Raw genomic sequence first — 23,324 nt, 5'->3', positions numbered from 1 at the left:
GGATGCCTACCTATCAGGTTTCGTGCCGTGCAGCGGCTGGTTCTCGATGCCGGGGAACAACTGCTCTGTCGGCCCCTCGGTCACGTATCCGCCGAGCTTCGTCGCGAGATGCGGTGCGAACACCGCGCCGTACGTGAGATGTCCGACCACCACGACGGCCGCGATCGACAGGACCGCCGACCCCACGCGACTCGACGAACGCTTGTCGGCCCACATCTCGATGACGTTGCGGCCCTGCTCATCGGTGCGGCCCAGAAGGTAGGTGAACACCATCATCTGCACACCCATGGCGATGGAGTCGTAGATCGGATATTGATGCTTGGTGCCTTCGAAGATCGCGAGCCCGGGGATCACGTAGCCGTAGTAGAAGACGCCCAGCTGGGCGCCGACAAACGCGTTGAAGAACAGCGCCCAGCAGAAGCCGACGAGGAAGCCGACGACCAGCAGGGTCTGCGGCCTGCGCCAACCGAACCGTGCGATCAATCGGCGGCCCAAGGCTGCGCCGATGACGGCCGGCAGCACGAAGTAGGCAATGTAGCCGATGGGCACCGCCGAGGGCAGCCCGCCACCCCAGGTCATGTTCATCGGCCACCACGAGGGCATCCGCGGCAGGGCCGGAGGGAATTGCGCGTACATCGCCCAGTCGTACGGCGCCTCGATCCAGGAGAAGGAGATCGCCGAAATCGACACCAGCAACAGCGGATGGAGACGCCCCCGCCTGATGCTCAAGAACACGCCGAACGCCAAGAACGCGATCCCGCCGACGTAGGCGAACGTCTGGCCGGCGATCAGCACCGGCGTCATCTCCGTCTCCATCAGATCCCTCGCCGCGCCTCGGGGTCCAAGTAGATGACCAGCCCGACGACGAGCGCGATCAGACCGAACAATGTGCCGAGCATGATGACTGCACCCACATTTAATAGTGGACACTATTACAACGGTCTCGGTCAAGACCCGACTAGGGTGAAAGCCAGTGCCCCAGCGAAGTTCGTCCAAGAGCGGGACCTCAGCAGAGGTCCCGGCCAGCCGCCGGCCACGAGGTGAGGCGAGACGGCTGTTGCTCGATGCTGCGCGTGAGCTGTTCGCGCGCAAGGACTACCGCGCCACCACCACCCGGGAGATCGCTGAGGCCGCCGGAGTCAGCGAGTACCTGCTGTTCCGCCATTTCGGCTCGAAGGCCGGCCTGTTCCGCGAAGCGCTGGTCGTGCCGTTCACCAGCTTCCTCGACGAGTTCCGCGACACCTGGCAGGCTGTCGTCCCCGAAGAGACCGACGAAGAGCAATTGTCCCGCCAGTTCGTCGGTCAGCTCTACGACGTCCTCATCGAGCACCGCGGGCTGCTCCTCACCCTCGTCGCCGCGGACGGGCTCAGCGAGGACGACATCGAGGCCGCCGGCATCGCCGATATCAGGCGCGCCATCAACGTGCTGGGTCAGATCAGCGCGGAAGGAATGAGCCTGCGGGGCATGCAGTCGAACCAGCCCGACCTACCCGCCCACTCGACCGTCGCGATGATCGTCGGGATGGTCGCGCTGCGGTCCACCTTCTTCGGCGCCAGGCCACCGTCTCGCGAAGCGATCGTCGACGAACTCGTCCAGGCGATTCTGCACGGATTCCTGCACCGGCCGGAGTGAACGGGCCTAGCCCCCAGGACCGTTGGGCCACTTCAGCAGTGATCCGGCATCGACGCGGATCTGCTGACCGGTGATGTATCGGCTGTCGTCGCTGGCGAGGAACACCCCGAGGTTGGCCATGTCCTCGGGCTCGATGTACGGGATCGGCATGGCCTGGAAGAGACTGAACAGCGGTTCGGCGTCCTCACGCGTCGGAGTCTTGCCCTCCATCTTGAGGTCGGGGCGGAACACGCCGTACATGCCCTCGTTCTGCAGCAGATGGGTGTTGCAGTTCGTCGGGTGAATCGCATTGACCCGAATCATCCGCGACGCGAGATGCAGGCTCATCTCCTCTACGTACTCGATGACGATCCGCTTGCTCCACCCATAACCCGCTCCGCCGGGACCCATGTCCGGGCTCGTGGTGGTGCCGCGGATCATGCCCGCCGTCGATCCGGTCACGATGATCGACGCACCGTCGGGCAGATGCGGAATCGCCACGGCGACAGTGTTCATCACACCCACGAGGTCGACATCGGACGCGTCGACGAATCCCATCGGGTCGGGATTGCCCATCGCCATCGGCAGGATTCCGGCGTTGGCGACGACGATGTCGATCTTGCCGAGATCGGCCACCCCCGCCTCGACCGCGTCCCGAAGTTCATGCCGCTCACGGACATCGGCGACACGGGCGACCACCCGGCGACCGGTCTCCTTGACGGAGCGTTCGGTTTCGGCCAGATCGTCCGGCGTCGCCAACGGGTAAGGGTTGGACGGAATGTCGCGGCAGATGTCGACGGCGATGATGTCTGCGCCTTCGCGTGCCATGGCGATCGCGTGGGCGCGCCCCTGCCCACGGGCGGCGCCCGTGATGAAGGCAACCTTGCCTTCAAGTTTTGCTGTCATCGAACCTCCAGTGTGTTTCTCGATGTCGCCGAGAAGGTGGTCAGTCTTTGTTGCCGGTCAGGTTCTTGGCACTGGCGGCGAAGTCGGCGAACGTCGCGCCGGTCTTCTCCTTGTGCGACAACGCCTGAATCGACACATCGTGCCCTTCCGACGCTTGACGTAGTGCGCCGACGGTGGCCTGTTCCCGCGAGATGTGGGTGAAGGGATCCCAGTTGTACCAGCGCATCGCGTTCTCGAACGTCATCTTGTTGATCTCGTCATCGGGCACAGAGTTGACCTTGTAGACGTCGTCGAGTTGTTCGGGGGCGCCGGGCCACATCGAATCGGAGTGTGGGTAGTCGGCTTCCCAGCAGATGTTGTCGATCCCGATCTGATGCCGCGTGGTGACACCGACGGGGTCGGCGATGAAGCACGTCAGGAAGTGGTCGCGGAACACCTCGGATGGCAGCTTGCCTTTGAAGTCCTGCCCGGTCCACGTCGAATGCATTTCGTAGGTGCGGTCGACGCGCTCCAGGAAGTAGGGGATCCACCCGGTGCCGCCCTCGGAGAGGGCGATCTTCAGATCGGGGTATTCCTTGATCGGGCGTGACCACAACAGGTCCGCCGCCGCCTGCACGATGTTCATCGGCTGCAGCGTGATCATCACGTCCATCGGCGCATCCGGCGCCGTGATGGCGAGTCGCCCCGACGACCCGATGTGCACGTTGAGGACGGTGTCGGTGTCGACGATGGCGTCCCACATGGGCTTCCAGTGGTCGAAGTCGTGGAAGCTGGGATACCCCATCGCCGCGGGGTTTTCGGTGAAGGTCATCGAGTGCACGCCGCGTGCGGCGTTGCGGCGGATCTCCTTCGCGCACGCCTCGGGGTCCCAGATCACCGGCAGCGTCATCGGGATGAACCGCGCCGGATACGCCCCGCACCACTCCTCCACATGCCAGTCGTTGTAGGCCTGCACCAACGCCAGCGAGAAATCATGGTCTTCGGTGGCGAAGAGGCGACCCGCGAACCCGGGGAACGACGGGAAACACATCGACCCCAGGATGCCGCCGGCATTCATGTCCTTGACGCGCTCATCGACCTGCCAGCACCCCGGCCGGATCTCGTCCAACCCCTGGGGCTCTAGGCCGTACTCCTCCTTCGGTCGGCCCGCCACCGCATTCAAGGCCACATTCGGGATCACCACGTCGCGGAACTGCCAGGTATCCGAACCGTCCTCGTTGTGCACCAACCGCGGCGCCTCATCCAGATACTTCTTCGACAGATGGTTCCTGAACATGTCCGGCGGCTCGACGATATGGTCGTCCACGCTGATCAAAATCATGTCATCGCGATTCACTGTTTTCTCCAATCACTTGCTCATCCGTTCAGGCACGGTCGAATTCGATGTGCAGCTCGCTGAGCCCGCGCATGATGAACGTCGGCTCGTAGGAGTAACGACGGTTCTCGGCCGGTCCGTGGTGTTCCTCGTCGATCGCGATGTTCGTCATCCGGTCGAGGATGCGTTCCAGGGAGATCCGGCCCTCTGCGCGGGCCAACGGCGCTCCGGGGCAGGAATGCACACCTCGGATGAATGCGATCTGCTCGCGCACATTGGACCGGTCAGGCTGGAACTCGTTGGGATCGACAAACTTTCGAGCATCCCGGTTGCAGGCCCCGGGCAGCACCATGACAGTGGTTCCAGCAGGGACGTCGACGTCACCGATCGTCGTCGAGGTGCTCGCCATCCGGAAGTGCGACTTCACGGGACTCTCCAGGCGCAGTGTCTCCTCCAGGAATGCGGGGATCTTGCTGCGGTCCCGACGCAGCATCGTCTCGAAACCAGGGTTGTCCGCAATGAATCGGACTGCCGAGCTGACCAGCTTCGTCGTCGTCTCCGTGCCGGCGGCGAACAGGAATGTCGACAGATTCATGACATCCTCGATGTCGGGCGTCGAGCCGTCCTCGTGTTTGGCCAGGGCGAGCTCGGTCAGCACGTCATCGCGGGGTTCACGCCTGCGATCCTCGATATAGGCGTAGAACTTCTCGTTGAGCCACTCCAGTGGGTTGTGCGTCGTCGGTGCGTCCTTGCCGAGTTCGCCCACGGTCTCCCCCGCGAACACCGCTTTGAACTCTTCGTGATCCGCCGCGGGCACACCCAGCAGATCGGCGATCACGAGGAGCGAAAACGGCTTCGCGTAGTCGGTGAGGAATTCGGACCGGCCGTTGTCGATGAAGGTGTCCAACTGTTGATCCGCCAGCCGCCACATGAAGTCCTCGTTCTCCTTGAGGCGCTTCGGCGTGATCAGCCTGCTCAACAACCCCCGCGTCCGCGTGTGCAGCGGCGGATCCTGAGACGTGATGTGCTCGGCCATCGGGACCGCGGCACGATGCTGCTCGATCAGTTCCGTGACGTCGTCACTCTCGCCAGGTCCGAACGGCATCCCCGAGAACGGACCGGCCACCGAGTTGCACGACGAGAAGGCCGGGTTCTTATACACCGACAGGGCCTCGGCATAGCCGGTCACCGCCAGGACGTTGAACGGGGTGGCGTGCGACACCGGACATTTGGACCGCAGGTGGTCGAAATACGGATACGGATCGGGTACCAGCGACTCGGCGGTGAAGTAGTCGACGGTGTCGAAATCGACAGGTTCGGTCACGCGGCACCCCTGGGGTCGAACAGCACGGGAAGTGATGTGGGCGAACGGAACACCTGCCCACGGATATGAGGATCGTCCCCGTCGGGATCCATCCGCAGATTGGGAAGTCGGTCGAGCAGAAGGTTGACGGCCGTGCGCATTTCCAGCCGAGCAAGATGCATGCCCAGGCACACGTGCACACCGTGTCCCCATCCGAGGCTTCCCTTGGGCGTCCGGAAGATGTCGAACTGGTCAGGATCGTCCCACCGGTCTTCCTGCCGGTTGGTCGACCCGAGCATCGGAAGCACCGAGCACCCTTCGGGAATCGCCACTCCGCCCAGCTCGGTGTCACAGGTTGTCGTTCGAGTGATGGTGAGCAGCGGCGGATTCCAGCGCACCGCTTCCTCGATGGCCTGCGGCAGCAGCGAACGGTCGGCGCGAACGGCCTCCAGCTGTGTCGTGTCCGTGAGCAAGGCGAACAGCAGGTTGCCCAGGGAGCGGTACGTGGTCTCGACGCCGGCGGGAAGCAGCAACCTCAGGAACGAGAAGATCTCGTCGTCGGTCAGCTTCTCGCCGTCGATCTCCGCTTCGGCGAGCAGACTGATCAGGTCATCCTTCGGCTCCTCGCGGCGCGCCTGGAGAATCGGTGCGAAGTAGTCACATAACGCGGCCGCCGCGGCAAGTCCCCGTTCGGGATTCATGATCCAACTCAGCAGCGAGATCGACCAGCGTTGGAACTGCGGGTAGTCCTCCTCGGGCAGCCCGAGCAGACCCGCGATGATTCTGCTCGGATAGTCAAAGGTGAACTGTTTGACCAGATCTGCTTTCCCATCCGCTTCAAACCTGTCGATCAGCTCGTTGCCGACGCGCCCGACCAGTTCGTCCTGCCAGCGCGCCAACGACTTCTGCGAGAACGCTTTCGACACCAGCGAGCGCAGCCTGCCGTGGACGGGCTCGTCCATGCCGAGCATGACCCGCTCCCCCAGCACTGGACCGAACGCCGCGATGACACCCGACGACGAAAACGTCACGTTGTCCCGCAACATCTGCTGGGCGTCCTCGAAGCGGTAGACGATGAAGACGGGTTTGCCTTCTTCGCCGGGCATCGCCGACATGTCGATCCGCTGAATGGGCTCTTCGCGACGGAGCCGGGCCAATTCAGGGTAGGGATCCCGCACATCGCCGGACACGGCGTCGTCGAACGACCCGAAGTCCTCGAGGTCGTCAAACAGCTGTTCCACGGTTGAACTCCTTCAGGCTGGATTCGCTACTGGGCTGGGTAGGCGACGGACTTGATCTCGGTGTACTGGCTGAATCCGGCGAGCCCGTTCTGACGTCCGACCCCGCTGTCCTTGTATCCGCCGAACGGTGTGTCCGCGCCGTAGCCCGCGGTTCCGTTGAGACCGATGAAACCGGCGCGCAGACGTCGCGCGACGCGCAGCGAGTTCTCCAACGAACTCGACATCACGTTCCCCGCAAGCCCGTAAGGACTGTCGTTCGCGATGCGGATCGCGTCGTGCTCGTCGTCGTACGGAATCACCGCGAGAACCGGGCCGAAGATCTCTTCCTGCGCGATGGTCATGGTGTTGTCGACGTCGGTGAACAACGTCGGCCTGACCCAGAATTCGCTGCCGAATTGCTTGGGCGCCTCGGTGCTTCCGACCAGGAGCGTGGCGCCCTCGTCCACACCCTTGTTGATGTAACCGAGGATGCGAGACTGCTGTTTGGCCGAGATCACCGGACCGCAGAGGGTGCCCGGGTCCTGCGGATCACCGGCGGCGATGCTCTCGTAGAGGCCTTTGAGGATCGCGACGCCCTCGTCATACCTTGAGCGGGGCAACAACATCCGGGTCGGCGCGGCACACCCCTGGCCGGCGTGCATGAGCGGCCCGATGCCGAGCATGCAGGCGAACCCGAAGTCGGCATCCTCCAGCACGATCGTCGCCGACTTGCCGCCGAGCTCGAGGAAGAGCCGCTTCATCGTCGCGGCGCCCTTCTCCATGATCCGTTTGCCGACGACGGTCGAGCCGGTGAACGAGATCATGTCGACCTTGGGCGACAACGTCAGCTCCTCGCCGACGAAATGGTCCGAGGCGGTCACGACATTGACGACTCCGGCGGGGATGTCGGTCTGCTCGGCGATGAGCCTGCCGAGTCGTGTCGCGTTGAAAGGCGTGTCCGGCGCGGGTTTGAGGACGACGGTGTTTCCTGTCGCCAAAGCCTGGCCGAGTTTGTTGAGGGTCACTTCGAACGGAAAATTCCACGGCGTGATGGCGCCGACCACCCCGACCGGTTCGTGCCACACCTTGCGCGTGGTGTTGACGCCGGTGACCGAGACGACGGTATCGCCGAGATCGGTCTCCCATGGGAACGTGTCGATCAGCCGCGCGGGGTACAGGAGGCCGTCGGCGAGCGGAGCGTCGAGCTGGGGCCCGTGCGTGACGGCACGGGGCGCGCCGACCTCGCGGATCAGTTCCTCCCGCAACTCTTCCTGTTCGCCGACGATCGCCTCGTGCAGTTGCTCCAGACAGCGTTTGCGCAGTTGATGATTGGTGGACCAATCGGTCTCGTCGAACGAACGACGGGCAGCGTCGATGGCGCGGTTCATGTCGGCCTTGGAGGCATCCGACACCTCGCCGAGAACGTCCTCGGTCGCCGGGTTGATGTTGGCGAACACCCCGGCTTCACCGTCGACGAGCTTTCCGTCGATCAACATCCGTGCCTCGTACGTTGCGACGTCAGCCACGGCTCTCACCCGCCTTTCGTGCGGCCCGGTCGGCGAGGAGTTTCATCACCGGTTGCGGGATCACCCTGGCTGCCAACACCATCGCCTTCTGTGCGGTGGTCAGCGGCCACGCTCCGTCCCGCATGGCGCCCTGCGACGGTATTCCCATCACCACCCTGGATATGTGATGCATCGCCGACGCCGGCAGAACCCTGTTGAGCACCAACAACATCGACGCGTCCGGACCTACGCCGTGACGACGGAAGGACCCCGTGTCGCCCAGCGCACGAACCAGGCCGTCCGCGAAGAGCCGCGGAGGTCGTGCCATCCGCATCGCGAGTCGGCCTCGCCCGTCCATGGTGGAGTGGATCCGGGCGTACGGACCGTCGAGCTTGCGGTCGTCGGTGGTACCCGCGTCGGTGATGATGTCGGTGTCGTAGGTGCCCGTCACCAGGACGGTGACGCCGAGACCGAATGGCGCGATCTCCACTGCCATCGACTCACCCCAGCGCTCCAGCGCCCCCTTGGCCGCCGAGTACGGTGCGATCGCCGGTTGACCGCGTACGCCACTAGCACTCGACACCAACACGATTCGGCCCCGGCCTGCCGCCCGCATGGCGGGAAGCAACGCCTTGGTGAGCTCCACCGGGCCCATGACGTGCGTGGCGAACATGCGCTGCCACAGATCGGCATCGACCTCCTCGACCGTACCCGCCGCCGAGATCCCCGCATTGTGGACGATGGCATACGGTGCTCCGACGGTTTCCTCGATGGTCTTGGCCGCCGCGGCGATCGAGGCGGAATCCAGCAGATCCAGCTGGACACCGATCAACCTGTCATCGTCGGGTGCTGCTCCGGTCTCACTGCGCAGCAACGGCATTCCCCGGTCTGGTGTACGCATCGCCGCGACCACGCGCCACCCCTCGCGATACAGGCGCGCGGCCGACGCGAAGCCCAGACCTCGGGAGGCGCCGGTGATGACAACGGTGCGGGGCTCGTTCACGCGTTGGCCCCCGTGGCGCACCGCATGCTCTTCGACCCGTATTCGACATCGGGCCGGCCGTCGGGCAGCGCGTACTGCCAGGTGGACCATTTCCCGACCGAGTAAGGACCCTCCGCGCCGTTCTCCTCGTAATAGCCCTGCGGGTCGAAGACTTTCGCCTCGGGATACGGCCACGGGCACGCCACCGACGTGGCCAATCCGCTGGCCTTGATGGCCCAGAACCAGCCGCCGTAGGCGAAATACGACACGTTGATGATCGCGAACATGACCAGGAATGTGCCGAGCACAGGCTTCTTCGGGAACAGCTTCGCCTTCGCAGCGAGCTTCTCGGCCACCGACTTTCCGGTGTCGTCGCGGTAGACGAGGATCGCCGCCGGGATCATCACGAAGGTCACTGACAGCGACTCCCACAGCAGCGGAAACTGGAATGTGCTGCCCGCGAAGATGGTCCCGAACGGGATTGTCTGCGAGTAAATGTAGAGGCCCGTTCGCACCAGGCTGACTTCGAGGATCGCGTCGAAGACGAAGCCGATCACGAGCACCAGCAGACCAAGGCTGATCAGCGGCCGGCGCGACACGAACGACTCGGGCCCGTACTTCGCCTGCCATTTCCGCAAAATCCAGATCGCGGGGAAGTACGGGCCGAAGTAGAAGGTGACATACCCGAACACGATGAACGGTTCGACCGTCGGAGACATCATGATCAGGTACCAGTTCTCTGGCCAGTGCAGCAGCGCCGGGTTGTACACGGCGTACGGCGACCAGTTCATGATCGGGTCCTGCCAGACGATCAGCGTCGTCACGAGGACCATCAGCAGCACGGGACTGCCGGGATTCTTCCGCCAGCCGCGGATGAACACGATGGTCAGCGCCACGACCATGGTCAGTGCGCCCACCTGCGGGATGACCTGCCAGTGGTCGAACGACGTCAGGAACTCGACCGGGCGAGGCCGTCCTTCGACGTTCGGGTTGGCCACGCGCGGATCGACGGCGACACGTCCCACGGCGGCGAAAAGGCCGAGAAAGCCGAGCCACGCCAACAGCGAGATGACCCGACCCCAGTTGGGGCCCTTACCTTTCGGCGCCTCCGCCGCAGTGTCCGGCTTCTGCTGAGTCGTCACGTCATACCTCCCCGAAGCGATCGACAAGTTGGGAGTTGACGCCGTCGGCGTCAAGTGAGCGAGCCACCAGATAGCCGGCGCCCATCCACGCTCGCCGCGTCCACTTGCCGAGGGAGACGAAGGTTCCCGGCGCACCCGAGGCGGCAGGCATCATCTTCACGCGTTCCAGCGCCTCCTTGACTCCGCGAGGGCTCAGTGGGTGGGCATCGGTGAATGCCCGGACCAGCGTGGCGGCGACATCCCGGTTGACTACGGACACGCAGTACTCGGGACGGCTGCCGTCGTATCTCGCGGCATAGCGATCCAGAAATTCCTGTCCGACGGTGTTGCCCTCGTCGTACTGATCGATCCCGACCCAGCCGAGGAACGCGTTCCACATGATCGGATTGACCCACGCGTTCTGAAATGCGGTGGTGGTGAAGCGTGGCGGATCCCAGTCGACCGCCTCCAGGGCCGGGTTGATGAACACGATCCCGAACCCGAACCCGAGATGGACGATCGCCTCGGCTTTCGCGTCGTGCAGCGTCGCCACCGCAGCGTTGATGTCCTGCGCGGTCTGGGCGATCGGTGCCTCGGCGACGATACGAATACCCTTGCGGGCAAACGCACTTCGCAGGTTACGCAGGTAACTGTCCCCGATCAGGTTCTGCTCGACGAGCACACCGATCTCACGCAGACCCCTCTTCGCGACGAGGTCGGCCAGGAAGATCGGCTCGTCGGTCATCGATCCCTGAGGGAATGCGAAGGTCCACTCGCCCAACCAGTCGTCGGTGCCCGTGACGCTGATGGCCGGCACCTTGAACCGCTCCTCGATCGCCTCGCGCATCGGCACGCAATTGTCGGTGATGTTCGGCCCGAACACGACGAGGCACCCTTCGTCGACCAGTTCGGCGTACGCGTCGATGACGGCCTTGACCGACCCTTTCGGCAGCCCCTCCACCTCCCGGTAGATCATCTGCACGGGTCGATCCATCAGACCCTGTTCGACGGCCTCGGAGAAGACGAGCTCGAAAGTCCGGGTGAAGGAGGCCATCAACTCGTCCGGAAAGCCGGGCGGCAGCGTGAAGTCCATCAGATAGCCGACTTTGATGGGTTCGGCAGTGCTCTCGTAGGACATCTGACCTCCTCGGCAGACGTGCGTCCTGTCGCGACTCGATAAAACCTAATATTTGTTCTGACCCTAGCGGGCGGTTACAGCCAGCGTCAATCACCTGATCCCGCGGGTTGATTCAGATAGACGTCGATCATCTCCGCCAGGCCGCGGCTCACGGCGGGATCATCGGTGAGCGGACCCGCGATGGCGGCGAGCGCGGCCTCGCCCAGGGCCAGCCCCTCGGCGGTCAACCGGGCGGCTGCGATGAGCACGCGGGTGGAGGCGACTTCGCGCAGTCCGCCGGTCTCGAGCCGACGGATCGCCTGCCCCAGGCGCACCAGCGCGGCGGCGGTCTCAGTGTCCACCCCGGCTTCCCGAGTCACGATCGACTCTTCCAACTCTGCTGCGGGATAAGAGAATTCGATGGCAACCATGCGCTGCCTGGTGGAGTCTTTGAGATCCTTCAACACGCTCTGGTAGCCGGGGTTGTAGGACACCACCAAGCCGAAACCTGGCGCGGCGTCCAGCGTCAGCCCGAGACGTTCGATGGGCAATTGCCGGCGGTGGTCGGCGAGTGGATGAAGCACGACGGTGGTGTCCTGCCTGGCTTCGACGACCTCGTCGAGATAGCAGATCGCGCCTTCCCGTACGGCGCGTGTCAGCGGGCCGTCCACCCATACGGTCTCGTCGCCGCGCAGCAGATACCGACCGACGAGGTCTGCCGTCGTGAGGTCGTCGTGACACGCAACGGTGATCAGTGGCCGCCCCAGTTCGTGCGCCATTGCTTCGACGAAGCGGGTCTTGCCGCAGCCCGTCGGCCCTTTCAGTACCACCGACAGGCCCTGGCGGTAGGCGGCCCGGAAAACCGCCTCCTCGTTGCCGACCGCGGCGTAGTAGGGACGTCCCGCGTCCGGCGCGGGGGGCGCACCATTGCGGTAGGCAACCTCGGCTACCGAATCCGTTTCGCTGGTCATCGTGTCCTTCCTCGCCGCTTCCGCGCGGCGTCTGGAGATTTCACTGTCATCACGCCACGCGCCGCTTGACCTCCGCGGCACGCAGAGCGGATCGAAAGAGCGGGCCGATGACCGCGGGCATCTGCTCGGGACGTCCGATCATGGCGTGTGCAGTACTGCCGAACACCGCGCGCAGCGAAGTCACGTCAGTGGTCGCGCCGACCGTCAGACACACACAGCCGGTCCCCCGCCTGCGAGCCTCCGTCAGTGCGCGACGTGCGTCCGCGGCGCCGTAGGCGCGCTCGTAGCCGTGGTCGTAGGCCAGCCCGTCGGAGATCACGACGAGAAGCCGGCGCGACGTACCCCCGCGGTGCTCCAGGACCGCCGCCCCGTGACGGACCGCCGCGCCGAGCCGTGAATACGCCCCCGGCTCAAGGCTGTTGAGGCGTCGGCTGACCTGGACGTCCAGGTGGTCGTCGAAACGCTTGACCGGCATCATCGTCACGTCCTTACGCCCCTGGGAGAAGTACGCATACAGCGCGACACGATCACCGAGGTCGTGCAGCGCCACCGTCAGGTTGGCTACCGCTTCGCGTTGTTGCTGATGCACGGTGCGGCCGAGCGAACCCGCCTCCGCCGCGGAACCCGAGACATCGAGCAGCAGCAGCACCGAAAGATCGCGGCGCCGGCGCAGACTGTCCAGGTAGACCGCCTCGTCGGGCGACGAGCCTGCCCTCACTTCCACCCGCGCCTCGATGGCAGCGTCGATGTCGATGTCGTCGCCCTGAGACTGGCGGTGGCGGCGGTGCAGACCCATTCCCAGTCGCGCGAGTGGCCGCCGCACACCGATCGCACCGTCGATCTCTTGTGCAGCAGAGGTTTTGACACGAGGTTCGACCTCGCGCACGGTGCACCAGGCCGGCCGATAGCACTTTCGCTCGGCATCCCATTCGGGATATGTGAAGCCACTGGAGGAGATATCGGCTCCCGGTTCGGACGATGCCGCCGCCAGCGACGACACCGCATGCGCGCCACGCTTACCCGAGTTGATGCGGTGCGTCGGCGAATCGGCGCCCGGCGGTCCACCGCCGCTGCCGTTCTTGCGGGCCGACGACAGCATCTTCTTCAGCCACTTGCCGATGAAACCGCCACCGCCGACGGGACTCGAGAACAGGTCTGGATCATCGGTGTCGTCGACCTCACCGTCGTCGAGCTCTTCCAACTCCCGCTTGGCGTCCTTGCGGGGAATGTGTCCAGGACTCTGGTGGTCCACCTGCTGCGCGGAGCCTCGACCGACGGCGAGCACCTGCTTGGGCTTGAGAACACCGAAGATGCCCGGTGGGTCGGCCAGAGCGACCTTGCCCGACGCGACGTCCAGAGAGGAGGCAGCCGAGTCGCTGCGACCACCGACAGTGGGATCGGCGATCGCGCCGAGGTGACCCGGCAACAGATCGCCGTTGGCCAGCAGCGCACGGTGGCCCTCGATCAACAGGTACCGCTTGGCCCATCGCGGGTGCCGCACCAGAGACTCCATGACATCGGCGGCGAGGCTGCCGGCCGCGATCAGCGACGACTGGACGGCGATCGCCATGAGCCGCTCACGGGCCGCCGCGGAGAGATCCACGAAGACTGTTCGTCCGTCCGTCCACGGCGATTCGCCGGGGCCGACCGACGCCAACGCCACGTCGCGACCGGCCAGCGCGGATGCGAGCATCTCAAGGCCCCGCAAGCGCTCGGTGTCTGCGCCGTCGGCCACTTCGCCTCCTCAGCAACACCCGGACCGTCGTTGACCAAATATCTGTTCCACCGTAAAGTTCGGGCCGACTGGAGTCAATCAACGATGAGGTCGCCGAGCAGACGTGGAATTCTCGTACCCGCCAGAGGCGGAGCAGTTTCGCAAGGAGCTACGTGGGTGGCTGTCCGCCCACCTGACCGACGGCGTGATCGCCAGTGGCGAGCGACGCGGCTCCGACGACGCCGCGTTCGAAACCCTGCGGTTGTGGAACGCGACGATCGCCGATGCCGGGTGGGCCGCGGTGTCGTGGCCGAGGGCGTACGGCGGTCGTGACGCATCGCCGATCGAGCAGCTGATCTACGCCGAGGAGGTCACCCGCGCCCGAGTTCCCCTGCCGCTGAATGTCATCGGCATCAACAACATCGCTCCGGCGGTCATGCAGTACGGGACCGATGCGCAGAAGGACACGCTGTTACCCCGGATGGTGCGCGCGGACGACATCTGGTGTCAGGGAATGTCCGAACCCGAAGCCGGATCCGACCTGGCGTCGCTGCGCACCAGAGCAACCCGCGACGGCGACGACTTCATCGTGACCGGACAGAAGATCTGGACCTCGCTGGGACATCGAGCCGATTGGTGTCAGCTGTATGTCCGAACCGACCCCGAAGCTCCCAAACACAAGGGGATTTCGTGCCTGATCGTCGACATGTCGTCGCCCGGGATCACCGCAAGTCCCCTCGTCACGCTCAACGGCGACAGCGATTTCGCCGAAGTCTTCTTCACCGACGTGCGGGTGCCTGCCGATGCGCTACTCGGACCGCTCAACCAAGGATGGCAGGTCGCCACCACCACGCTGAGCTTCGAGCGCGCCGCCGCGGCGCGCCTTTACGCCGAGATGCAGGTTCGACTACGTGACCTCGTCGAAGACCTGCGACACAGCAAGCGCCGACCACTCGACCGCCCCGAGGTGCTGCAGCGGCTCGGCGCACTCGACGTCCGAATCAAGAACCTCGAAGTATTGTGCCAGCGGTCCATCTCGGCGGGCATGCACGGCGGCGACGGATTCGCCACCGCCAGCCTCGCGAAGTCCGTCTGGGGTGAGATCGGCAAAGATCTTGCCGCACTGGCTTTCGACACGCTGGAACCCGGTGCGGCCGACGGCCGGTGGGACGGCTTCCGGCTGACCTCCCACGCGCTGACCATCGCTGGTGGAACCACCCAGATCAACAAGAACATCACCGCGCAACGAGTGCTGGGACTCCCCCGCCCGTGAACCTCGAACTCACCGACGAGCATCTGGCGCTGCGTGCCACCGTGCGGCGTTTCCTCGCGGAGAAGGCAAGCGTGGCAAGCCATGTCCGGCCGTTGCTCGACGACCCGACCGGCTCCACCGATGCCGTGTGGCAGGGCCTCGTCAGTCTCGGGACGACCTCTCTGCTGATCCCGGTGGATCACGGCGGCGACGGGATGTCGATGATCGAAGCCGGAATCGTCTGCGAAGAACTGGGCGCCGCACTGCATCCGGGCCCGTGGCTGTCCAGCGCGGTCGCGGGGTCGCGGGCCTTGGCACGATTCGGCGCCGAGGGCGAACAGGCGCGAGCGCTGCGCTCCGGCATCGCGGACGGCTCCGCAATCGTCACCGTGGCCGTCGCAGGCGACGGAGACGAGGTCGCCGAGCGTGACGGGTTGCTCCGCGGCGAGATCGGTCAGGTCCCCGATGCGGCCGCCGCCGACGTTCTGCTCGTCGTCAGCGGCGCGATGTTGTACGCGGTGCCGCTGCCTCACCCGCATGTCCGCGTCACGCAGATTCCGGGAATCGACAACACGCGCAAGAAGTTCGGTGTCTCCTTCGACGACGCGCCCGCCCGACTGCTCGCCACTGCCGACGACTTCGCCGCGGAGGCGCTCGTCGACGACATCGTGGTGGGATGGGCGGCCGACGCTCTCGGCGCCGCACGACAGATTCTCGAGATGACCGTCGAATACGCCAAGGCGCGCCACCAGTTCGGCGTTCCCATCGGGAGTTTCCAGGCGGTGGCGCACCTGTGCGCCGACATGTACGAGACGGTGGAGTTGGCCCGCAGCGGCATACTTCACGCCTTGTGGGCCGCTGACTTCGCCGACCGGGCGGAACGCCACCGCGCCGCGCTGCGGGTCAAAGCCTTCGCCGGCCGTCTCGCCGCGGTCGGCGACCAGGCGATCCAGGTCTTCGGCGGCATCGGATTCACCTGGGAGCACGACGCGCACCTGTATCTCAAGCGCCTGCTGAGTTTCAGCAGGTTGCACACCAGCCCGGAGGTTGCCCTCGAGCAGCTCGGACGCGACCTTGTCAGGACCGCTTCATGATCGACTTCGCCGGACAGGTGGCCGTCGTCACCGGAGCGGGGCGCGGACTCGGCCGCCTCTACGCCCTGGACCTCGCGCGCCGGGGTGCGTCGGTCGTCGTCAACGATCTCGGCGGAACCATGCACGGCGGCGGCTCCGACAACGCGGTCGCCGACCAGGTGGTCGACGAGATCACCGCGGCGGGCGGCCGGGCGGTGGCCTCATACGATTCGGTGGGCAGCCCCGAGGGCGGTCAGGCGATCGTCGACACCGCAGTCGAGCACTTCGGCAGGCTCGACACCGTGGTCAGCAACGCCGGCATCTTCAACACCGTTGCTTTCGAACAACTCTCGACCGACCAGTGGAGGCAGATGCTGCGTGTGCATCTCGACGGCGGCTTCTACCTGAGCCAACCCGCCTACAAGGTGATGATGCAGCAGAAGTACGGGCGATTCGTCTTCATCTCCTCCTCGGCGGGCAACTTCGGGCAGCCTATGGAGGCTCACTACGCCGCGGCGAAGACCGGTCTCGTCGGCTTGTCCAATGTCATCGCCATCGAAGGGTCGGCACACGGCATACTTTCCAACACCGTTCTGCCGACCGGGTTCTCACGGATGGTGACCGAGACGGTCGGCGACGAGAAATTTCTGGCCGAGTCAGGATTCATGCGTGCCATCCGCCCGGAACTCGTGGTCCCGCTCGTCACTTTCCTCGCCAGCCGCCACTGCACCTTCACCCACCGCAACTATTCGGCATGCGCCGGACGGTATGCACGGGTCTTCGCCGGACTCGGTGACGGCTGGCTTGCTGACGCCGACAGCGACCCGACCGCCGAGGACATCGAGACGCATCTGGACGAGGTCTCGTCGACCGATTGGTTCATCGTGCCGGATTCGATCGTCGACGAGGTGTTGCAGGTCTGCGAACGCCGAGGGATCAGCGCGATGCCCGACAACGCCGAGATCGCGTTCCCCGAGCACAGGCACTGACCATGCGCGCATCCCCTGGTTGCGGCACGCGATCGGTAGGATCAGGCACCGTGCAGCGATCTTCGGGCAGTGTGGGCTAGCAATGGCCGGCGTCGACGCCGCCGGGCGAAATCCCAAACGGGGTTCCGCAGGCAAGAAGCGTCCCGGGGCGGCACGGCTGTCTGCCGTCTCCGACGCTCCGTCCACCGACGCGACGCGGCGCACCGAGATCCTGAAGACCGCGAACACTGTTATCGCCACGACCGGGCTACGCAGTTCTCTGCAGCAGATCGCCGATGCGGCCGGCATTCTCGCAGGCAGCCTCTACCACCATTTCGAATCCAAAGAAGCGATCCTCGTCGAGCTCATCAGGCTCTATCACGCGGATTTGGATCGCATCGGGGACGCCGCACTCGACCGCCTCGATGACGCCGATTCCCGGACAGTGTCGGAACGGATCATCGAGCTGGGATGTGCGATCGCCCGGTGCGCGGTCGAGCACCGGGCCGCTCTGCAGATGTCGTTCTATGAGGGCCCGAGCAACGACCCCGAGCTCATCGAGCTGACTGCCCGCCAACCCACGAAGATCCAGGCCGCGATGCTGCAGACATTGCGCGCCGGCCGATGGAGCGGCGAGATCCGCTCGGATCTCGAGTTGCCGACGCTGGCCGATCGGTTGTGCCAGAGCATGTTGCACGTCGGTCTCGACGTCATCAGGCACAACGCCGGAACAGATCACGTCGCGACGTTGAAGTGCCGGATCGCGCTGGAGGGGCTGGCGGCCGAGTCGCCGTCAGATGCGGACCTGGACGCGTCGAATGCGTTCACCGTGGCAGAGAACATCATCCAGAGTTGGGACGACACCGAGGACGACACCGACCTCAAAGCGGCGCATGTGCGTGCCGTGGCGCGTTCGGAATTCGGCCGCAGGGGCTACGAGATGACCACGATCCGTGACATCGCGTCTGCGGCGGGGCTGGGCACCGGGACCGTCTACCGGGTGATCGGCTCCAAAGACGAGTTGTTGATGTCGATCATGCTGGAGTTCGGCCACAAGGTGGGTGGCGCGTGGGCTGACATCGTGCGGTCCGACTCCACCACGCTGGAGAAGCTCGATGCGCTCAGCTGGCTGAACATCAACGCCCTCGACCAGTTTCCCGACGAGTTCCGCATCCAACTCGCCTGGCTGCGCCACACTCCGCCCGACTCCGCCAACCCCGCCTGGTCGTTCACCACCCGCATCCGCCAGATGAAAGCCCTTCTATCCGAAGGAATCCGAAGCGGCGATATTCATATCGACAGTGCCGGCGCCGACATGCTCACCCGCTGCATCATCGGCGAGCAGTGGATACCGGAGAACATCCTGCAGGAGATCGGCGTACGCAATGCGTTGATCCTTGCCCGCGACACCGTCCTGCGGGGTGTCGCCGTGCGGCGTTGACCGCTGCACGTCCTCAACCGGCGGTTATGCGTTATCGGGGCGCCCCTTCGAACCAGGCCTCTGATAGCGTGAGCAAATATTGGGTCTGCACGACCCGTCAGAGCAGGCCCGTCGTGGAGGTGTCGTGGGGCGTCCGCACATGGCCCGTGCCGCCGACACTCACGACGGTAGCTTCCGCCGTACCGAGATCCTCAATACCGCAGCAGCATTGATCGCCGCATCCGGTCTGCGCACCTCGTTGCAGGAGATCGCCGATGCCGCGGGCATTCTGCCCGGAAGCCTCTACCACCACTTCGACTCCAAAGAGGCGATCCTGGTGGAACTGCTGCGCCGATTTCACACCGACCTCGACCACGTCGCCGAACAGGCTCTCGATCGGCTCGACGAGACAGCGCGGCCGGCATTCGACAGGATCGCCACGCTCGGCTGCGCCATCGCCAGATGTGCCGTCGCACATCCGGCCGCGCTGCAGATGTCGAACTACGAGAGCCCGAGTCCCAACCCGGAGCTGATCGAGCTGACGCAGCGCCGGCCCGACGCGGCCATGGACGCGATGCTGCAGACGTTGCGGACCGCAAGGTGGGAAGGCTACCTGCGAGCCGATGTCGATCTCCCGCTGCTGGCCGACCGGATGTGCCAGGCGATGCTCCACGTCGGCCTCGATGTGATGCGGCACAACGCCGCCACCGACAAGGCCGCTGTCCTGCGGTGTCAGATTCTCCTCGAGGGCCTGGCCGCCGCCCCACCGAGCGACGACCAGCTCGACAATTCCGCTGCCTTTGCGGCCGCCGATGACGTGATCCGCAGCTGGCGCGACGAGGGCCCTGCGGACGATAAGGCCGCACATGTGCGTGCGGTGGCCCGGAGCGAGTTCGGCAGACGGGGTTACGAGAACACGACGGTGCGCGACATCTCCGCCGCGGCCGGACTGGGCACCGGCACCGTCTACCGGCTGATCGGGTCGAAGGACGAGCTGCTGTTGTCGATCATGAAGTCATTCGGTGAGAAGATCGCGATCGGCTGGGATGACGTCATGAAATCCGATTCGTCACCGATCGAAAAGCTGGACGCGGTGAGCTGGATCAACACCAACATCCTCGATCAATACGGCGACGAGTTCCGCATCCAGCTGGCGTGGATGCGTCAGTCACCGCCCGATACGCCGAATCCCGGGTGGCAGTTCGCTTCCCGGCTGCGGCAGATGAAAACACTGATCGCCAGCGCAGTTCGGTCCGGTGAGATCCGCATCGACAGTCCCTCCATGGAACTGTTGGCCCGTTCAGTGATCGGGCTCGGCTATGTCCCCGAGAACGTCCTGCGTGAACGAGGAACGCGCGCTGCACAACTGCACGTTCGCGACACCTGCCTGCGCGGCGTCGTCAACCGCTCAGGCTGATCCCGTCACCCTGCCGGCGATCCGGCCTCAGTCGAAGGCGTACCGCGGCAGGGTTTTCGGCAGGTCCAGCGAACTGAGCAGTCCGGGGGGCGCGGCCACGACGAAGGGGATCGCATTGACCACCCGCATCGCCGTGGCCGCCATGGCCGCCCTGCCTGCTCCATGACCTTCGGCATCCCCCAGGTTCATCGCACAGTGGATGTCGGGTTCGCCCTCGATGTCCACCCGGTACGTCGCGTCGAATTCCGAAGCCGGCCAGTCGGGTGCCACATCGCGGCTCATCCGGATGATGTGCTCGACCACGACGGCTTCCCGGCCGTTGACGACGCCCACCGCCCGGGTGCACACCGCACCGCAGGTGCCCGCGGGTATGGTGCCGAATGCCACCTCGATGTCGCGGTCGGTGGTACGGCGATCCAGGGAGCCGTGGACCTCGGTCACCTCGACACCCAGTGCGGCTGCAATCAGGTGAATCGGTGCGCTCCAAGACATTTCGATGAAGCCTGGCGTCTTGAGCATCGGTTCGAAGTCCAGCGGGCGTGCGAAGCCCATGCCGTCCATCATCACATCGGCGACCGGGTAGTGATCGTTGAGCGAGATCTCGGTGACCGTGAGGCGGGTGATCTTCTTCGACTGTGTCGTCAGGGACAGGGCCAGTTCGTCGGTCCCGAAGCCGGGGAAGATCCCCGAAGCGTAGAACGACGCGTCACCGGACGCTGCTGCCGCCGCAAGCTCGTCGCGCCACTGGATCGCGTAGTACGCCGGCGGATAGATCAGGCTCGTCGAAGTCGTTGTGACGACATTGATCCCCGCCTCGAGGAGCCGTACGTAATCGGGAACAGCCGCCGCGTCGCGGTCGGGTCCGCTGGCGGCATAGACCACACAGTCGGGGCGCAGCGCGATCAGAGCCTCGGCGTCTCCCGTCGCGGCAACACCGACGGGAGCACCGCCCGCCAACGTGCCGGCGTCACGCCCCGCCTTATCCTCGGAGTGCACCCAGACACCGACGAGGTCGAGGTCGGGCCGTCGCGTGATCGCGTCGATGGCGGCGGAGCCGACGCCACCGGTCGACCACACCACAATGCGTGAAGGCTGCTGCGGGGTGCACATCCGTTCCTCCTTGACTAAACGCTCTGAACTGACAGGACGGCACGTTCGAGGTAGGGCCACGCCACTTTCGGGGGGATGCCACCACACAGCGGCAGTAGTGGCAGCGGCGTGCCGGCCGCGATGTAGTCGGCGGCTTGCCCCGGCGTGACAATCCGGTAGGGGCCCGCGGATTCGCGCAGTGCTTCCACGCTTTCGGCGTGGCTGATGCTCGCGACCGACACGTCACCGTGGCGGTAGGACGCCGCCGTCATCGCATCGTGCAGGAGATACGGCCCCAGTTCGGCCCAGGCGGCATCGACGTCGTCGGCCACGAACACCGTCGTCGGCGCACCCGGCACCGGGAATTGCATCGACCCGGGCTGCTGTCCATGGACGCGGCAACGGGACTCGTAGTAGTCGCGCAGGCTCCGCGACGACGTCTGCGAGATGAAGCCCAAACCGAATCTGGCGGCTCTGTCCGCCGCCGCCTCGCTGCCGCCCGCGACAAGCAGGTACGGTCTGTCACCCGGGCACGACGGTGTGACCCGCACGGTGCGCCCCCGATACTTGACTGTGTCGCCTCGCAGCAGACCGAGGAGGGTTCCGAGATTCTCGTCGGCGAGTCGGCCACGCTGACGGATGTCGATACCGAAATGCTCGTACTCCTGCGGACGGTGGCCGATGCCGAAAGCGTGCATGACACGCCCCCGACTGATGATGTCGAGGGCGCAGATCTGCTCTGCCTGCCGCACTGGGTCCCATAACGGAATAGGCACGGCGGCAACCATGATGGCCAACTGCGACGTGCGCGCCGCGATCGCCGATGCGAGCAGGTAGGGGGCCGCCAGGTGCCCGTCACTGGTGGCGTGGTGTTCCGACAGCACGGCCACGACGGCACCGCGCTTCTCCGCCCATGCGCACATGTCGACGGCGGCGGCGTACAGATCAGGAGTCGATGCGGCCCCTTCGGAGGCCCGCATGTCGAAGCGCAGGGTGAACATCAGCGCCGCCTCAGTGCTGGCTTTCGCACGTCCATCAATCTAACCTAATTTTTGTTTCGCCTCCGCAATACCGCCCTTGACCGCCTCCTCGAACGCCTGCTAGCTTGCGGAGCAAACGTTAGGTTCGCAGCTCGACGGAGGCGGTCTCCCGACACCTCTCCGACCAGACGGGGTGATACCGGCACCGTTCACGGTGCGGGCACCACACCCGCAGGAGGATCGAAATGGCAACGGACAACAAGCGAGTCGTGGTCTGGTCGACCGGCGGCATCGGGTCGATCGCCATCCATGCCATAGCTCGGCGCCCGAACCTCGACCTGGTCGGCGTGTGGGTGCATTCGCCTGAGAAGGACGGCAAGGATGCCGGTGAACTCGCCAACGGTGTTCCCATCGGCCTTGCGGCCACCGCTGACGCCGACGCACTGATCTCGTTGAAACCGGATTGCGTGGTCTACGCGGCAAGCGGTCCCGAACGCGATGCGCTGGCCATCCCCGATTACGTCAAGCTTCTCCACGCAGGCATCAACGTCGTCACGACGAGCACCACACGACTGGTGAACCCACACGCCTACGAGCCGGCGGAATGGCGCGACCAACTGGTCGCCGCCGCCAAAGAAGGTCAGGCCTCGCTGTACGCCTCAGGTATCGAGCCGGGCTTCGCCGCCGATTACCTACCGCTGGTGCTGTCCACGCAGTCCTCACAGATCGAGAAGATCCACTCCTACGAAATGGGACTGTACGACGACTACGGTGTGCCCGACATCATGAGCGATGCGCTCGGCTTCGGGCGGCCACTGTCCTATGAGCCGTGGATCGGCTTCCCTGGCGCCATCGCCGGTGAATGGCAGGGACAACTCCGACTCGTCGCCGACGCTCTCGGCATCGAATTGGACGAAGTACGAGAGACCTTCGATCGCGCCGTCACCGAGCGGACGCTGGAGGTCGCCATGGGCACCGTCGAGGCAGGAACCTGCGGCGCGCTGCGCATGCAGGCGATCGGGATGGCCGGCGGCCGCGAGGTCATCGTCATCGAACACGTCACCCGCCTCGCGCACGATGTCGCACCAGAATGGCCCCGCGGAATCGGCGACCTGTCCTATCGCGTCGTCATCACCGGGCAACCCGACATCGACTGCTCGATGGCCGCGACCCTGCGCGATCCGCAACAGGCCGGCATCGCGGGGATGACCTCGGGGGCCGGAGCCATGGTCGCCACGGCCATGCGCGTCGTGAACGCCGTGCCCTACGTCGTCGCGGCCCAACCGGGTCTGCTCAGCTCAGTCGATCTTCCCCTCACCATCCCCCGACACGCGTTCGCCGACACGACGAGGTGAAGCG

General features: G+C 65.2%; 20 protein-coding genes. 7 read left to right on the top strand and 13 right to left on the bottom strand.

What is annotated here, in order from left to right; genetic code table 11:
• Window positions 1-6: 6 nt before the first annotated feature.
• Window positions 7-816, bottom strand: coding sequence for a spirocyclase AveC family protein (locus tag P9A17_RS09570; RefSeq protein ID WP_278038294.1), 810 nt, complete (start codon window positions 814-816; stop codon window positions 7-9).
• 157 nt (window positions 817-973) lie between these two features.
• On the opposite strand from P9A17_RS09570, the gene P9A17_RS09565 reads away from it, so the two are divergent.
• Window positions 974-1,633 carry a TetR/AcrR family transcriptional regulator gene (locus tag P9A17_RS09565; protein ID WP_278038293.1) on the top strand — a complete coding sequence of 220 codons (660 nt, stop codon included), beginning with the start codon at window positions 974-976 and terminating at the stop codon, window positions 1,631-1,633.
• 6 nt (window positions 1,634-1,639) lie between these two features.
• Here the strand turns inward: P9A17_RS09565 and P9A17_RS09560 are convergent, their stop codons facing one another.
• The 10 genes from P9A17_RS09560 to P9A17_RS09515 all read right to left on the bottom strand — a co-directional run bounded on the left by P9A17_RS09560 (window position 1,640) and on the right by P9A17_RS09515 (window position 13,745).
• Complete coding sequence (locus tag P9A17_RS09560) at window positions 1,640-2,518, bottom strand: mycofactocin-coupled SDR family oxidoreductase (RefSeq protein WP_278038292.1); 879 nt, start codon at window positions 2,516-2,518, stop codon at window positions 1,640-1,642.
• A gap of 40 nt (window positions 2,519-2,558) precedes the next feature.
• Entirely contained in the window at window positions 2,559-3,854 is a 1,296-nt protein-coding gene (locus P9A17_RS09555) for an amidohydrolase family protein (RefSeq protein ID WP_278038291.1), read from the bottom strand.
• Window positions 3,855-3,882: 28 nt separating this feature from the next.
• The gene (locus P9A17_RS09550; RefSeq protein ID WP_278038290.1) at window positions 3,883-5,157 is read right to left on the bottom strand and encodes a cytochrome P450; all 1,275 of its coding nucleotides are present in this window, start codon (window positions 5,155-5,157) and stop codon (window positions 3,883-3,885) included.
• On the bottom strand, window positions 5,154-6,377 hold the full coding sequence (locus tag P9A17_RS09545) for a cytochrome P450 (RefSeq protein ID WP_278038289.1): 1,224 nt from the start codon (window positions 6,375-6,377) through the stop codon (window positions 5,154-5,156). The genes P9A17_RS09550 and P9A17_RS09545 overlap by 4 nt, the downstream gene beginning before the upstream one ends.
• A 26-nt stretch (window positions 6,378-6,403) precedes the next feature.
• A complete protein-coding gene (locus tag P9A17_RS09540; RefSeq protein WP_278038678.1) occupies window positions 6,404-7,852 on the bottom strand; it encodes an aldehyde dehydrogenase family protein in 1,449 nt (482 codons plus the stop codon).
• Window positions 7,853-7,874: 22 nt separating this feature from the next.
• On the bottom strand, window positions 7,875-8,864 hold the full coding sequence (locus tag P9A17_RS09535; protein WP_278038288.1) for an SDR family oxidoreductase: 990 nt from the start codon (window positions 8,862-8,864) through the stop codon (window positions 7,875-7,877).
• On the bottom strand, window positions 8,861-9,985 hold the full coding sequence (locus tag P9A17_RS09530) for a spirocyclase AveC family protein (RefSeq protein ID WP_278038287.1): 1,125 nt from the start codon (window positions 9,983-9,985) through the stop codon (window positions 8,861-8,863). Before P9A17_RS09530 ends, P9A17_RS09535 begins: the two co-directional genes overlap by 4 nt.
• A gap of 1 nt (window position 9,986) precedes the next feature.
• A complete protein-coding gene (locus P9A17_RS09525) occupies window positions 9,987-11,102 on the bottom strand; it encodes an ABC transporter substrate-binding protein (protein ID WP_278038286.1) in 1,116 nt (371 codons plus the stop codon).
• Window positions 11,103-11,188: 86 nt separating this feature from the next.
• Window positions 11,189-12,052 (bottom strand): CbbQ/NirQ/NorQ/GpvN family protein, encoded by an 864-nt coding sequence (locus P9A17_RS09520; protein WP_278038285.1) that lies wholly within the window; start codon window positions 12,050-12,052, stop codon window positions 11,189-11,191.
• Between the two features lie 49 nt (window positions 12,053-12,101).
• Entirely contained in the window at window positions 12,102-13,745 is a 1,644-nt protein-coding gene (locus tag P9A17_RS09515; protein WP_278038677.1) for a VWA domain-containing protein, read from the bottom strand.
• A 145-nt stretch (window positions 13,746-13,890) separates the two neighbouring features.
• Here P9A17_RS09515 and P9A17_RS09510 point away from each other — a divergent pair, with 145 nt between their 5' ends.
• The 5 genes from P9A17_RS09510 (at window position 13,891) to P9A17_RS09490 (ending at window position 19,896) form a co-directional block, all read left to right on the top strand.
• Entirely contained in the window at window positions 13,891-15,039 is a 1,149-nt protein-coding gene (locus P9A17_RS09510) for an acyl-CoA dehydrogenase family protein (RefSeq protein WP_278038284.1), read from the top strand.
• A complete protein-coding gene (locus P9A17_RS09505; protein WP_278038283.1) occupies window positions 15,036-16,112 on the top strand; it encodes an acyl-CoA dehydrogenase family protein in 1,077 nt (358 codons plus the stop codon). Before P9A17_RS09510 ends, P9A17_RS09505 begins: the two co-directional genes overlap by 4 nt.
• On the top strand, window positions 16,109-17,080 hold the full coding sequence (locus P9A17_RS09500) for an SDR family NAD(P)-dependent oxidoreductase (RefSeq protein ID WP_278038282.1): 972 nt from the start codon (window positions 16,109-16,111) through the stop codon (window positions 17,078-17,080). The genes P9A17_RS09505 and P9A17_RS09500 overlap by 4 nt, the downstream gene beginning before the upstream one ends.
• 82 nt (window positions 17,081-17,162) lie before the next feature.
• Window positions 17,163-18,500 (top strand): TetR/AcrR family transcriptional regulator, encoded by a 1,338-nt coding sequence (locus tag P9A17_RS09495; protein WP_278038281.1) that lies wholly within the window; start codon window positions 17,163-17,165, stop codon window positions 18,498-18,500.
• Between the two features lie 139 nt (window positions 18,501-18,639).
• Window positions 18,640-19,896, top strand: coding sequence for a TetR/AcrR family transcriptional regulator (locus P9A17_RS09490; protein WP_278038676.1), 1,257 nt, complete (start codon window positions 18,640-18,642; stop codon window positions 19,894-19,896).
• 27 nt (window positions 19,897-19,923) lie between these two features.
• On the opposite strand, the gene P9A17_RS09485 is transcribed toward P9A17_RS09490, so the two are convergent.
• On the bottom strand, window positions 19,924-21,006 hold the full coding sequence (locus P9A17_RS09485) for a dihydrodipicolinate reductase (protein ID WP_278038280.1): 1,083 nt from the start codon (window positions 21,004-21,006) through the stop codon (window positions 19,924-19,926).
• A gap of 14 nt (window positions 21,007-21,020) precedes the next feature.
• The gene (locus tag P9A17_RS09480) at window positions 21,021-21,986 is read right to left on the bottom strand and encodes an LLM class flavin-dependent oxidoreductase (protein ID WP_278038279.1); all 966 of its coding nucleotides are present in this window, start codon (window positions 21,984-21,986) and stop codon (window positions 21,021-21,023) included.
• A 224-nt stretch (window positions 21,987-22,210) separates the two neighbouring features.
• Here P9A17_RS09480 and P9A17_RS09475 point away from each other — a divergent pair, with 224 nt between their 5' ends.
• Window positions 22,211-23,320, top strand: a complete 1,110-nt coding sequence (locus tag P9A17_RS09475; protein ID WP_278038278.1) for a dihydrodipicolinate reductase — start codon at window positions 22,211-22,213, stop codon at window positions 23,318-23,320.
• The last annotated feature ends 4 nt before the right edge of the window (window positions 23,321-23,324 follow it).

It is taken from the genome of Mycobacterium sp. 236(2023), from assembly GCF_029623955.1.
Classification (GTDB): Bacteria; Actinomycetota; Actinomycetes; order Mycobacteriales; family Mycobacteriaceae; genus Mycobacterium.
Note: the sequence above shows the minus strand (reverse complement) of the source record. Positions and strands in the feature narration are given on the sequence as shown.